We start from the raw sequence: 13,470 nt of genomic DNA on the forward strand, positions 1-13,470 counted from the left end.
CGCTAACCAGTTGAATGATAAAAGTATTATTGCCTTGCTTCGACGCGGCGGATGAGCCGCTCCACGCTGGCAGTCAGGCGCTGGCGATCATATTTGCCGGACGCCAGCAGCGGCAGTTGCCGCACGCGCAAATAGCACCTCGGCAGCTCGGCACCGCGCAGATGTTCCTGACAGTGGCGCTGCACCTCGGCGGGAGTGGCGCTGCCGCGATACACGGCGATCAAACGATGTCCCCACACGTCGTCAGCCAGCGCCACCACCACCGCTTCCGTCACTTCTGCCGCAGCGTTGACCACCGTTTCGACCCGCGCCAGCGCGACGTTGGTGCCGCCAATCACGCGCACTGCATCAGCGCGACCGTGCAGATGCACTTGTCCATCCGCAGCGAGACAACCGAGATCGGCAGTTTCAAACCAACCGTCGGTCAAGCCAATGCCGAGCTGGCGCGTTGGCGTCGCGTATCCCGCCATCACCAGCGCCCCGCGCACCCGCAACCGCCGCAGTGGTTCAGCGCAGTGCGGGGCGTCAAGCTCCACGCCGGGGAGCAGAGCAATTCCGGGTTCAATTTCTCCCGACCCCCCTTTTTCAAACGGCACTCCTTCATCTCCCCCCTTTGAAAAAGGGGGGCTGGGGGGGATTTGCGTGGCAATTTGGCTCGCGGTTTCCGTCATTCCATAAGTCCGCACCAGCGGCCAACCGGCTGCCAGCGCCCGCTGCGCCAGCGCCGCACTCAGCGCCTGTCCGCCCACCAACAGCACTCGCAACGATGGCGGCGGAGTCGGATCAATCTCCAACAACCGCGCCAGCATCGGTGGCACCAACGACATATGCGTCACCGGCAAGCGCCGTAAATCCGCGTTGACAGCGGCAGCATTGAATCCGTCGTGCAGCAGCAGCGTTGCGCCAGCCAGCGCGGTGCGATAAGCAATTGATATTCCACCGATATGACTCAGCCGCAGACATGCCAGCCACAGATTGCCCGCTCGCAGTCCCAAGCGCGTGTTGACCGCTTGTGCCGAAGCCCACAGCGTGTCATTGCGCAACATCACCACTTTTGGCGAGCCGGAGCTGCCGCTGGTGGCAATCAGAAGTGCTGGCGCGGGGCAAGGCGGTTGCGGTGGGACGTAGCCCGTTGCGGTGAGCTGCGCTGACCAGTGCCATTCTGCGCTGGTGTGAATGACGAGCTGCTGCACGGCGGCTGGGGTCAAATTGCTGCGATATGGCAGCACCGCTGCGCCGAGATCGCTGAGGGCGTGGTGCAATAACAACAGATCACGCGCTGGCGCATCTGGCGCTAACACCACCTGCCCGCTGCGCACTCCGGCGGCAGCGAGGACGCGGGCGTGATCGTGGGCATGAGCGCACAGCTCGGCGCTCGTCCACGCCTCGGCACCGGTCAGCAGTGCCGGGCTGATGGCTGCGGGTTTACCAGCGCACTGCAAACACACAACGGCGATCACCTTTGGCAGCGCAGGCCGTTTCGGTCACGACGGCTTTTTTATGCACGAGCTGCTGAAACAGGCGCTCGAAGGTGCCAACGTAATAATCACACAGCGGTTCATCCGCCGTTGCGCCGCGACAAATCAACGAGTTAGTGACAAATAGCAGCGGCGGAAAACTCGCATCAGACTCAAAAACGCCGCTGCCGATAAACGTCCACGCATTGCCATGAATCGCTTTGAGCAGCACTCGCGCCGCCAGTCGCGCTGGCAGAATTTTGAGCAGGCGCTGCGCGGAGCGCGGAATCCGGTTCGCCAGCAAATAATCGCCGGTGCGCAGACCAGCATCGCGGGCAACGGCTCGCGCAGCGGGAATGCCGAGCTGTGCCCGCAGCGCGTGGTGCAGCGCGATGGTTTCCTCTTCCGGCACCATCATCGTCGGCAGTGCGGCGAGGTAATGCGGGAGACCGGCGGCGGTGAACACTTCGGTGACGGCGGCTTGGCCGTGTTGCGCGGCGAGAGCTTCGGCGATGCGAATAATGGAATTTGGGCCGATGCGGCCGTGATGCGGATGTGAACTCATCAATTTGATCCTAAACGTTTTTATAAGTGTCTAATTCTAAAAATGCGTCCGGTTCATTGCACAAATTGCGCAATAAATAACGACCTTCCGCAGTGACGCGAATGCCATCGGCAGACATTTCCACCAGACCTTGGGCGACGTGATCGTGCAGGCGGTCATAATCCTGCGCCAAATCCGCTGCCACATTCGCCGGCAGTTGCAAATTACACATCAGCGACAAAATGGCCTCGCGGCGGCGGCGGTCGGTATCGCTCAGGCGTCGCCCCCACGCGACCGGCAAATAATGCTGCGTGATCCGCTCCTGCCACGTTTTCAGGTCGGATTCATTTTGCACCAGCACGCCGTCAATTTCGCCGATCCCGCTCGGCCCAAACGCCAACACCTGTTTACTCGGTGCGGGGGTGTAGCCAATCGCGCTGTGGTGCAAATGACCTTCGGTTTGGGCACACGCCAGCTCGTCGCTTTCGCGCACGAACACATCCAGCCCCACCCAGCGATAACCGGCTTCGGTGAAAGCGTGAACGGCGTCGTGAAACAGCGCCAGTTTGTCGCTGGCGCTGGGCAGATGATCGGCGTTGATGGCGTGTTGATGCGGGCGCGTGGCGGGATCGTGGGCGTAACTGAAGCAGGCGATGCGGTCGGGGCTGAGATCAAGAATGTGTTTTAACGTGGATTGAAAACCGGCGCGAGTTTGAAAGGGTAAGCCATACACTAAATCCAAATTGATGCTTTGAAAGCCAGTTTCGCGGGCAGTTAAAAAGACATCGCGCACCATATCAAGTGATTGCACGCGCCCAATGGCACGTTGCACATCGGCATTCAAATCTTGCACGCCAAAACTAATGCGGCGAAATCCCAAACCATATAACAATTCCAATTGACCGGCAGACGAGCGGCGCGGATTGCATTCAATGGAAGTACAGACATTCGGTGCGAGTGAAAAATAGCGTTCGACAATTTCCATCAGCCGCGCTAATTGCGGTTCATTGAGATGATTGGGAGTGCCGCCGCCGACGTGTAATTGATTGACTTGTCGCCCGTGTCCAATGCAGGCGCTGACCATTGCAAATTCACTTTCTAACGCATCGAGATAGTGATCAACTTTTTCAAGACTGTGTGTGACTGTGGTATCGCAGGCGCAATATAAACAGCGCACATGACAAAAGGGGACGTGAATATAAACGGCTAATGGTTCTTCGGGACGCTTGCGCAATTCCGCTAATACATCGCGGTATTCAGCATCACTAAACACGCATTCGCGCCCAAAATCAGTGGCTACAGCGGCATAGCCGCGAGGAGAATAACCGTGCCGCTTCATCAATTCGAGCGGTAAATGAGAAGGTACAGAAGCTGTCATGGTGAAAACCCGCTGAGTCAGGTGATACCGTTAGGAGTTGTCGCTGCCCATCATGGTTATGAGGCAGAATGAAATACACTCAGGTGCCGCTCTGAATGGTGAATGATAAAACAGTACGGCGGTAATTAATTGTTCAGCACAATAAAGCGCAGCGCGTGAGTGAATTCATCACGGGATTGATTCGGGTGGTTCATCGCGTCCGCTGCGCCGCCGGGCGCGGTTTTGTTTTAGGCGCAGCAGTGTCCAACTGGGTCCAGAAAGTGCATATCCAAGCGCGAGTAAAAAGAGTACTAAGGGCGGATACATGAAGATAATAGCGAAGGCTAACATCACCATGACGGTTAATAAAAAAGGCACCTTGCCTTGCATATTCAGTTGCTTAAAACTGAAATAACGAAAGTTGCTGACCATCAATAGACCAGCGCCCGCAGTTAATACGGCGGTGAGCCATGAGAAATCGCTGCCGGCCAGCCCCAGATCATTTGCGGTCCAGATGCCGCTGGCGATGATGGCGGCGGCGGCTGGACTCGCTAATCCTTGAAAATAGCGTTTGTCGGCGACGCCGATTTGGGTGTTGAAGCGGGCGAGGCGCAGCGCGGCGGCGGCGGTGTAGACGAAGGCTGCCAGCCAGCCCACTTTGCCGAGTGCGCCGAGTGCCCAGTGATAGGCGACGAGTGCTGGCGCGACGCCGAAGGCGACCATGTCGGAGAGGCTGTCGTATTCCGCGCCAAAATCGGTTTGGGTGTGCGTGAGGCGGGCGATGCGTCCGTCAAAGCCGTCGAGCACCATCGCGGCGAAAATGGCGAGCGCGGCGGCTTCAAAGCGATCTTGCGTGGCGGCGAGTACCGCGTAAAACCCAGCAAAGAGGGCGGCGGTGGTGAATAAATTGGGCAGCAGGTAAATGCCACGCGGGCGTTTACGCGGTGAAGAGGTGTCGTCCATAGTCGTTTTTGAGCCAAGATGAAGGCGAACTGCAATGGCAAGCGAGTATAGCGCGGGACGGGCGCGGCGCAGACATCAAGCCGGTTGGGATTCTGGCTTACACTTCTGCGCAGGTGTGAGGCGGCGATTTCAGGTCGCGCCGTCGTGCCAAATCGCTTCGTTGACCTGCCGAGGAACCATCATGCAACAGCAGCAACCCAAGCCGCCTTTACCCAGCGATGACAAACGCTGGAAGCTCGTTAATGCCACGATGCGCCGTCACGGTTACACCGCCCACGCGCTGATTGAAACGCTCCACAGTGTGCAAGATGCCTTTGGTTTTCTTGATGAAACCGCGCTGCGCTTTGTCGCCGCCTCGCTCGATGTGCCCCTGAGCAAGGTGTACGGCGTGGCGACCTTCTATCACATCTTTATGCTCAAGCCGCAGGGTCGCCACACCTGCGTGGTGTGTACCGGCACGGCGTGTTACATCAAGGGTGCCGATACCCTGCTCGCCAACATTCATTCCCGTTATGACATCAATCCGGGCGACACAACCGCCGATAATCGCCTGTCACTGCTCACTGCCCGCTGCGTCGGGGCGTGTGGACTCGCGCCAGCGGTGGTGCTCAACGGCGACGTGCTCGGTAAACAAGAAATCGCCACTCTCGTGAACACTTTGGAGGCGTTGGACTAAAGATGCACCCAGAAGACCTTGCTGAAAAAGCAGCGCAAATCCGCGCTGAAACCGCTGCGATCAAGCGCGAAGTGCGCGTGTGCATGGCAGCCAGTTGTCAATCCTCCGGTGCGCAGCCCGTGTTGGCGGCACTCGCAGACATCTGCGGCGACGGCGGCGGCACCTGTCACGTCAAAGGCGTCGGCTGCATGGGATTGTGTTCTGCCGGGCCGCTGGTGGCAGTTGCCGATAAAGACTGCACCTTGGCGAATGCCGTGCTGTACCGCGATGTAACTCCCGCCGATGCGCCCGACATCATGCAGAGCGTGTGCGGTGCGCCGGTGGAGCGGCTGCGCTGCCCGACGGAGCAGCCGTTTTTTCAGCGCCAGCAGCGGATCGTGCTGGAGAATTCCGGGCGCATTGATCCCGATAGTTTTAAGGATTACGTCGCCGTCGGTGGCTATGCCGCGCTGGTGAAGGCGTTGAGCGAGATGACGCCGGCCGAAGTGTTGCGCGAAGTGACCACCAGCGGGCTGCGCGGACGGGGCGGCGGTGGTTATCCGACTGGCTTGAAATGGTCAACGGTGGCGAAGACGGCGGGGGCGCAGAAATATGTGATCTGCAACGCGGATGAGGGCGATCCGGGCGCGTTTATGGATCGCGCCGTGCTGGAATCCGATCCGCATCGGGTGCTGGAAGGCATGATGATTGCGGGTTATGCGATTGGCGCGAATAAGGGTTATGTCTATGTGCGGGCGGAATATCCGCTGGCGGTGGAGCGGCTGCAAACCGCGATCCGCAAAGCCAAGGGCGCAGGTTTTCTCGGTGCTCGCGTCGCCGATACGCAGTTTAATTTTGAGGTCGAAATCCGACTGGGAGCTGGCGCGTTCGTGTGCGGCGAGGAAACCGCGCTGATGGCGTCGATTGAAGGGCTGCGCGGACAACCGCGTCCGCGTCCGCCATATCCCGCCGAAGCTGGGCTGTGGGGCTGCCCGACCTTGATTAACAACGTGGAAAGTTTCGCCAACATCGCGCCGATCATCCGCAACGGCGGGGCGTGGTTTGCGGGCATCGGCACCGAAAAATCGAAAGGAACCAAGGTGTTTGCGCTCGCTGGCAAAATTCAGAACACCGGGCTGATTGAGGTACCGATGGGCACCAGCCTGCGCGACATCATCGAACAAATCGGCGGTGGCATTCCAGACGGGCTGGCGTTCAAAGCCGTGCAAACTGGCGGACCGTCTGGCGGCTGCATTCCTGAGCAACATCTTGATATTGCTGTGGATTACGACAGCTTGAAAACGCTGGGCACGATGATGGGTTCTGGCGGGATGATCGTGATGGACGAGACCGCCTGCATGGTCGATGTGGCGCGTTATTTCATGGAATTTTGCATGACCGAATCGTGCGGCAAGTGCATTCCGTGTCGCGCTGGCACGCAGCAAATGCACGGTTTGCTTGACAAAATTGCCAAAGGCGAAGGCACGCACGCGGATTTAGCGTTGTTGGAACATCTGTGCGAAGTGGTGCAGGCGACCAGTTTGTGCGGACTGGGGCAAACCGCGCCCAATCCGGTATTAAGTACGCTGCGTTATTTCCGTGATGAATACGAAAATAAATTGGTGAGTGAATGAATCACGATCAAGATTTCTATCACTGGACAATAAATAGCGCCCAACAGTTACGAGCAGGAAATATTGCTGGTTTAGATTTAATCCGCCTTGCCGAGGAAATTGAAGCGACGGGACGGAGTGAAAAACACGCGCTGGCAAGTCATCTTCGGGTATTGATGCTGCATTTATTAAAGTGGCACTATCAACCAGCACTGCGCAGTGTCAGTTGGCAGTTATCAATAACCAATGCGCGTGATGAAATTGCCGAATTGCTTGAAGACAATCCCAGCCTCAATCACACGCTGCCAGAAATGATCAATCGACGCTATCCGGCAGCGCGTCAAGGCGCAATGATTGAAACTGGATTAGCAGCAACAACGTTTCCGCTTGTGTGCCCGTTTAGCATTGCGCAATTGCTTGTCAACGAAGACGCGCAAAATTAAACCTCATTTTTGCTTTTGCCGACTATTTTAGAGGCGATGTTATGGCGCAACCTGCTGTCATTCCGAATGTGCGCGTGGTCACGCTGACAATTGATGACCGTGATTTATCAGCGCGTGAAGATGAAACCATTATTGAAGTGTGCCGTGAAAATCACATTCCCATTCCCAGCTTATGCCATTTAGATGGTTTATCTGTGTGGGGCGGTTGTCGTTTATGTATGGTGGAATTAGAAGGGCAAGCGCGATTATTTGCAGCTTGCGCGACGCGAGTTGCAGAAGGAATGCGCATTCATACCATGAGTGAAAAACTCAAACGCTATCGCCGCACCATTATTGAATTGTTATTCGCTGAACGTCATCATGTGTGCGCAGTGTGCGTCTCCAATGGGCACTGCGAATTGCAATGGCTGGCACAAAAATGCGGCGTCGATCATGTGCGAGTGCCGTATCGCCAAGCCGCCTATCCCGTTGATAGTTCTCACGAAATGTTCCGCTTAGATCACAATCGTTGCATTTTATGCACCCGCTGCGTGCGGGTTTGCGATGAGATTGAAGGCGCACACACTTGGGACATCATGGGGCGCGGCACCGACTGCCGAGTAATCAGTGACTTAGCGCAGCCTTGGGGCACCAGCGATAACTGCACCAGTTGCGGAAAATGTGTGCAGGTGTGCCCAACTGGGGCGCTGGTCAAACAGGGCACCTCAGTCGGAGAAATGGTGAAAGATCAACACTTTTTACCGATTCTTGCCCGCCGGAGACATGCGCAATGAATACAAAAAAAATCACGGTCGCTACCGCGTGGCTGGATGGTTGTTCTGGCTGCCACATGTCGTTTTTAGATTTAGATCAGCAATTGTTTGATTTAATCGCGCAGATTGACATTGTTTACAGTCCCTTAGTTGATGCTAAAGAACTGCCGGCAATGGTTGATGTCGGAATTTTGGAAGGTTCAATCAGTTCTGAAGATGATTTAGATAAGGCGCGGCTATTTCGTCAACACTGCAAGCTATTAATTAGTTTGGGTGATTGCGCAATCACCGGCAATGTCCCGGCGCTGCGTAATCAATTCAAACTTGCGGATGTGTTGAATCGCGCTTATTACGAAACTGCGACGGTGCAGGCGCAAATTCCAACGCGGGGCGTTCCCGCGCTGCGAGTGCCAGTCAAGCCAATTCACGGCGAAGTTGTAGTTGATGTGTTTATTCCGGGTTGTCCGCCGCGAGCTGGCGCAATTGGATATGTGCTGACTGAATTACTTGCGGGACGTGTGCCTGATCCAAGTTCAGTAACGCGCTTTGGGGCTTGAATAATCGCATTATCAACTGAAGTGCAACATAAAAAATGCCGGATTCAATCCGGCATTTTTTAGTTAGTTAATGCTGCAATCAAACAGCAGTATTAGTGCAGATTGCTGGGTTTCCAAAGAGTAACTTCATAACAGTTTTTGTCCGGCGGATTACCCCATACATACGGCCAGTGGAGACAAACTGTTCCAACAGGTTGGTGATTTAACTCACCTAACTTACGCAACCAAATTGTTTGCCAATTCTTAATATGGCGGGGGTTGTCATCGGATGTCATCAGCCAAGAGCTTTTTAACACTGTCTTGTCAATGGAATCAATTAAATACTCAAATGTTTTCTCGCTACCTGGATAGCCCCCGAAAAGCCACGCTACTCCCACAGGTTTTCCAGCTGCGGCATAAACTAAACCTACTGAGTCACCAGTTAAATCCAAAAGCGGTGTTCCTTGCGCAAAATTTACCGAAGAAAGCATTTTTGAAAAAGAAACTATATTGTCGCGCATCACCGCATCAACGAAAATGGTTGATGATGGGTTTCCAATTGAAATAGGATATTTCTGCTCAATTAAAGGAGCATTGAGTCGATAGGTGTAATCTAAATTAACCCATGGAGCGATCTGGAGCCAAAACGTAGGTAAACAAGCAACAAACAATATAACCAAATAAATCTTTCGAGTTATAATTGCTTGAAAATTTAGCTTTTTTAGTAGTATCAAACAAGCGGCGAGTGGAAAAATAAGTGCCATTCTGCTGTGATCAGCAATTGACATATTAGTGCCCCATGAATATCCAATGGGAAGTAAAAATAACAGTGTGATCAAAGCAAAAAAAGAAGTATCTGGCTGCTCTTTCTGTGTGATCCAGATTGTTAAAAACAACATAGTTAAAACAATAAAGAAAATAGGGTAAAGCGTCGAGTGGTTATCAAGCATGTTAATCCAGATTGTCAGGCTAATGAAAAGGGATAACACTATCAATCCAATTAAATTCTGCTTGTAACGCGCAGCCATTAGTAAAGAGAAAATATAGCAACCAAGAATGATTGAATAAGTCATCCAGTTACTAAAAATAGAACGTTGAATATCCCAGCTAAATACTCTAAAACTTAGAAGAACATCACGACCATCTGTCAAAGTTACAGCTTCGATACCCTGCATCATCACTGTAAACCAGTCTGGAAAAAAAAGTTGCACTACTGCAAGATTCACTACAAATCCAACTAAAGACAACATAAAAACATAACTGAAACGGCGTATATTCCAATTAGTCACAATAAAGTAAAAAAGCACATGGCTTAACACTAAATAAAGGCTTGATGGTATTTTAGTAAACACGCAAACTGAGATTAGTAATCCATAAAAAATCGGTAGAAGGTAATACTTTTTATTATTTCTATCGTTTTCCAAAATTGCAAGTAAAACACCAGTTGATAGTAACATCGACACCAAAACTAACAAATTATAAGACGGAGCATTTAGTGTTGAAAAATAACCGTAGTACAAAAATCCGCCAGTAGTGCCAGTTGAAACAAATGCAAGTTTGTCTATGTTTAATAACCGATCAAAAAAACAGTAGCTGTACAATCGCATCGAGAAATAAAGTGCAGCACTAACTAAAATGCACATCCCAAATATCCGTATCGCTGGAATACTACCATTCAGTAAATAAAATGGCAGTTCAAAATACAAACCAAAAAAAGATACGCCTGCAAAAAACTCTCGTGAATAAAGATAGTGAAGAAAATAAAAAGACTCATCAGTAATTTCAAACCCACGAAAAGCGCCTAAACAAAAAATTACAGTTGTTGTTACTAAAATTCCAAGCGGTGCAAATCGCAATATGTCTAACGTTCGCTTTTGTAGCGTTGGTTGTTCTGATTGAAATATCATAAAATTCTCGGTTATGAAGTAGCAACAATTTTTTAATTAAGCATTTACACCATCAAACAATTTCAGCCAATACGCTCGAAATACTCCGCGCGACTTCAGCTTGTGATTCTTCTAAACCAATCCATAACGGCAACCGCACTAAACAGTTCGATCTAATCGTCGTCCAGCGAGTGCTTGAAATAGCATTTAACAAATTATCTTTAGGTATTTTTTGCGTATGCAATGCGTTCAGCAGCTAAAACTTGGGAAATACCAACAACTAGATTTGTTTGCGACAAGTGCGAACTAAAAGGTGCAACAACAGAGCGGAATTGAACTCGACGAGTGTAAGCATCACCCAAAGAGTTGGCGCTGGTAACAACCAGCGGTGACCGTTTAGCAACTTTTTTAAATACAGAAACAATTTCTGCAACAGAAGTTGGTTTTTCTGAAGCAATAATTTTAGTGACAACACCAAGTTTTTTATCTAAAAAACGTAAAGTCATAACTATTAATACCGCTGCATCATTGACATTGATGTAATCTCGAATTGTATCAAATGGCACATATATGTGAATTGGCTTATGTTGTATTACACAACGTGCCATGTGTGAAATAAGCCCTTGCTTTTTTCCGATGGAAGAATTTTGTCCATACAAAGTCGATATTCTGGCAATCAATACAGTAAGTTGAGAATTGGAAAGTATAATTGAACGTAACATATCCTCTTGTACCAGCTTTTCACGAGCATAATTGCTATTTTGTGTAATTGGAGTTTCTTCAGTGATAACATCATCAGATGCTCCCGCATAAAGCGCACCTGCTGAACTAGCAAATACCACAGAACCATATTGAACAGATAGTCGTGGGTGCGTTTTAATAGCACGGAGTAACACCGATAACGCATTTGTTTCCTGAACTAATTCATCTGCTTGACTACTCATAGTACCAATACCAGCACTCCAATATATTTCCCACTGATCGGAATCACTGAGGTGCATAGCAAATACTTCAACAGATAAACTAATTTGGTTTTTTAGTATGGAAACATTATCCCAGCAGAAACGCTCTGTCGGAAAGAATAATTTAGTTCCATTAGCTTGCAACACCCGACATAAAGCCGAGCCTAATAAGCCGCCGCTTCCTATAACCCATGCTTTAATCATTTGTGTACTGGTGGTCGAGTCGGTTTTGTTACCACGACGTATAAAGGTTTGCCCATGACAATACCCATTGTTACGGCAAGATATTCTGCGATCACGCCAAGTGCAATCAAAATACTTCCAGAAAAAAAAGCTACTGTAATCAGCACTGATGTCCAGCCTTGAACAGGAGCACTACTAAAGTATTTTCCATAAAACGCATAGCCGGTAATAAAAATTGATAAAATCACAGCACACAAACCGAAAATAGTGATTAACCTTAATGGTCTTGTTCCGGTTGTAAGAACCAAATTCCAGAAATGCCCCAATAGTTTAATGTAAGAATATCCAGATGGTCGATCTAACTCACATCTTAACTTTACTGGACAATGACCTACACGACCTGTTATCCAGAAAAGACCTACATCAAGATAAACACCATTGCCGCAATAAGCTGCTAAAGTTCTTGCAATTTCTCCTTCAATTAAACGAAAACTATTAAATCTTCCAATCGACTTGTTTCCAAGTAATTTAGCAGAAATTATTTTAGCCAGTTGGCTAGAAATATTCCGAATTCGTCCATGTGGAGGCGGATTTATTGGTTGCGCATACACAAGCTGGAGCGAATTTGTCAAAGCGTAGTCAAACATATAACCAATATCTGCTGGATTTTGCTGTCCATCCTCATCAATAGTAGCGACCCAATCCCCTGTCGCACTTGCCATACCTGCTAATGTTGCTGCATGTTGTCCGTAATTCCGTGATAACCATATAGGACGTATAAACGCATATTGACTACTTAGTTTTTCTATAGTTTTATCGGATTGGTCAGGTCCGCAGTCATGGACAAGCAAAATTTCACAAATACGAAATCCATTCCCTTTGGGTGTTATTTGCGTAGCAGTTAATGGCAAAATTTCTTCAATCAAAGTTGATAACGATTTCTCCCCGCGATAGACGGGAATAACAAGAGAGACGGCATGAGTATTCATTAGTAGCCCAACCACTTAAATATCAGGGTTTTCTGGAAAAACGTAATAACGACTGCCTAGATAACTAACAATGGCATAAGGAAGAATACCAACTGCTTGGGCAAGATAGCTATTTATAAAGAAAATATCAATCATAATTAACGTGGTGATTAGATTGAAAGTGTATGCAATAAAAACAACAACAAAGAAACGTGCTAAAGCAGAAATGTTTGACCCAGAAAACCGAAACGACCACTGCTTGTTTAAAATAAACCCAATTATTAAGCCACAAAAGTACCCTAAAGCGTTAGCTTTAACATCACTTAAATTGAAAAAAAACTTACCCAAATAAATAAGCATCAATCCAACAAAAGTGTTGGCAACGCCAACAATCACAAATCGTGTTACAGAAAGGTCAAGAAAACTAAGTTTTACGCGCAGCGACATAGTATTGGGCTCCAAGTGGAAGCCACTTAAGATAAGTTTCTAACCACCTTAAAGAACGCAGCAATTTTGGAAAAAATATCCGGTAATGAGTGAGCACTTCCTGAAAACCTGCATCAATCATATTAAGCCGTAGTTGAGTAGCAGGAATCAGAACAGCATTTTCATCAAATGGACAACGATTTACGGTTCTAACTGTAAATGGATTTAGTGGATTGTGCTCGAATATAATAGCTAAACCACCAGTACGTAAAACCCTATTTAACTCACACAAAATTTTTAAATGCTCAACATGGTTAATATGATGAAAAACACATGCTGAAAACACTAAATCAAAATACATATCTGGAAACGGTATATTTATTCCATCAAATGATGCAAATTGTGCTTTGTTAAGATATTTTTCGCTAGCTAACGAAAGACTTTTTTCAGAGACATCTAAACACACCAAGTCACAGTCAGGAAACTGTTCCCTGAAATGAAGAACAGAACCACCTACACCAGACCCAAAATCTAGTATCCGTATTTTACTACTTTGGTTTAATTGACGTGATAAGTTTGCAGTGTCAACAACCTTGTATTGCGCAAAAAACTCAGGCTCTTCACCTGAAATCCTTATACTTTCAGAATGAATTTTACGATATTCATCTGCAAATTTATCAAATTCGCTTCCCGTAAACTTTAGCTTAACCATATCAAATCTACCT

At 49.2% G+C, this 13,470-nt stretch carries 14 protein-coding genes; 5 read left to right on the plus strand and 9 right to left on the minus strand.

Annotated elements, in window-relative coordinates; all coding sequences use genetic code 11:
• Positions 1–26 precede the first annotated feature (26 nt).
• From CKO12_RS05665 to pssA, 4 genes are all read right to left on the minus strand, one after another.
• Entirely contained in the window at positions 27–1,448 is a 1,422-nt protein-coding gene (locus CKO12_RS05665) for an AMP-binding protein (RefSeq protein WP_207146278.1), read from the minus strand.
• The gene (bchJ, locus tag CKO12_RS05670) at positions 1,426–2,022 is read right to left on the minus strand and encodes a bacteriochlorophyll 4-vinyl reductase (protein WP_200153764.1); all 597 of its coding nucleotides are present in this window, start codon (positions 2,020–2,022) and stop codon (positions 1,426–1,428) included. The genes CKO12_RS05665 and bchJ overlap by 23 nt, the downstream gene beginning before the upstream one ends.
• A gap of 10 nt (positions 2,023–2,032) precedes the next feature.
• Positions 2,033–3,379 carry an oxygen-independent coproporphyrinogen III oxidase gene (gene hemN, locus CKO12_RS05675; RefSeq protein ID WP_200153765.1) on the minus strand — a complete coding sequence of 449 codons (1,347 nt, stop codon included), beginning with the start codon at positions 3,377–3,379 and terminating at the stop codon, positions 2,033–2,035.
• A gap of 168 nt (positions 3,380–3,547) precedes the next feature.
• Positions 3,548–4,321 (minus strand): CDP-diacylglycerol--serine O-phosphatidyltransferase, encoded by a 774-nt coding sequence (pssA, locus tag CKO12_RS05680; RefSeq protein ID WP_200153766.1) that lies wholly within the window; start codon positions 4,319–4,321, stop codon positions 3,548–3,550.
• A 181-nt stretch (positions 4,322–4,502) separates the two neighbouring features.
• Here pssA and hoxE point away from each other — a divergent pair, with 181 nt between their 5' ends.
• Genes hoxE through CKO12_RS05705 form a run of 5 tightly spaced genes read left to right on the plus strand, consistent with a single transcriptional unit; the run spans position 4,503 to position 8,341 of the window.
• Complete coding sequence (gene hoxE, locus CKO12_RS05685) at positions 4,503–4,997, plus strand: bidirectional hydrogenase complex protein HoxE (RefSeq protein ID WP_200153767.1); 495 nt, start codon at positions 4,503–4,505, stop codon at positions 4,995–4,997.
• Positions 4,998–4,999: 2 nt separating this feature from the next.
• On the plus strand, positions 5,000–6,610 hold the full coding sequence (gene nuoF / locus CKO12_RS05690) for an NADH-quinone oxidoreductase subunit NuoF (RefSeq protein WP_200153768.1): 1,611 nt from the start codon (positions 5,000–5,002) through the stop codon (positions 6,608–6,610).
• Positions 6,607–7,032 (plus strand): DUF29 domain-containing protein, encoded by a 426-nt coding sequence (locus CKO12_RS05695; RefSeq protein ID WP_200153769.1) that lies wholly within the window; start codon positions 6,607–6,609, stop codon positions 7,030–7,032. Before nuoF ends, CKO12_RS05695 begins: the two co-directional genes overlap by 4 nt.
• A gap of 41 nt (positions 7,033–7,073) precedes the next feature.
• Complete coding sequence (gene hoxU, locus CKO12_RS05700) at positions 7,074–7,805, plus strand: bidirectional hydrogenase complex protein HoxU (protein WP_200153770.1); 732 nt, start codon at positions 7,074–7,076, stop codon at positions 7,803–7,805.
• Positions 7,802–8,341 carry an NADH-quinone oxidoreductase subunit B family protein gene (locus tag CKO12_RS05705; RefSeq protein WP_200153771.1) on the plus strand — a complete coding sequence of 180 codons (540 nt, stop codon included), beginning with the start codon at positions 7,802–7,804 and terminating at the stop codon, positions 8,339–8,341. The genes hoxU and CKO12_RS05705 overlap by 4 nt, the downstream gene beginning before the upstream one ends.
• 92 nt (positions 8,342–8,433) lie before the next feature.
• Here CKO12_RS05705 and CKO12_RS05710 read toward each other — a convergent pair whose 3' ends face one another.
• The 5 genes from CKO12_RS05710 to CKO12_RS05730 all read right to left on the minus strand — a co-directional run bounded on the left by CKO12_RS05710 (position 8,434) and on the right by CKO12_RS05730 (position 13,457).
• Complete coding sequence (locus CKO12_RS05710; protein WP_200153772.1) at positions 8,434–10,227, minus strand: hypothetical protein; 1,794 nt, start codon at positions 10,225–10,227, stop codon at positions 8,434–8,436.
• Between the two features lie 200 nt (positions 10,228–10,427).
• A complete protein-coding gene (locus CKO12_RS05715; RefSeq protein WP_200153773.1) occupies positions 10,428–11,372 on the minus strand; it encodes an NAD-dependent epimerase/dehydratase family protein in 945 nt (314 codons plus the stop codon).
• The gene (locus tag CKO12_RS05720; RefSeq protein WP_200153774.1) at positions 11,369–12,340 is read right to left on the minus strand and encodes a glycosyltransferase; all 972 of its coding nucleotides are present in this window, start codon (positions 12,338–12,340) and stop codon (positions 11,369–11,371) included. The genes CKO12_RS05715 and CKO12_RS05720 overlap by 4 nt, the downstream gene beginning before the upstream one ends.
• Before the next feature lie 15 nt (positions 12,341–12,355).
• Positions 12,356–12,766 (minus strand): GtrA family protein, encoded by a 411-nt coding sequence (locus tag CKO12_RS05725; protein WP_200153775.1) that lies wholly within the window; start codon positions 12,764–12,766, stop codon positions 12,356–12,358.
• The gene (locus CKO12_RS05730; protein ID WP_200153776.1) at positions 12,744–13,457 is read right to left on the minus strand and encodes a class I SAM-dependent methyltransferase; all 714 of its coding nucleotides are present in this window, start codon (positions 13,455–13,457) and stop codon (positions 12,744–12,746) included. Before CKO12_RS05730 ends, CKO12_RS05725 begins: the two co-directional genes overlap by 23 nt.
• Between the last annotated feature and the right edge of the window lie 13 nt (positions 13,458–13,470).

Source organism: Chromatium okenii, assembly GCF_016583745.1.
Classification (GTDB): Bacteria; Pseudomonadota; Gammaproteobacteria; order Chromatiales; family Chromatiaceae; genus Chromatium; species Chromatium okenii.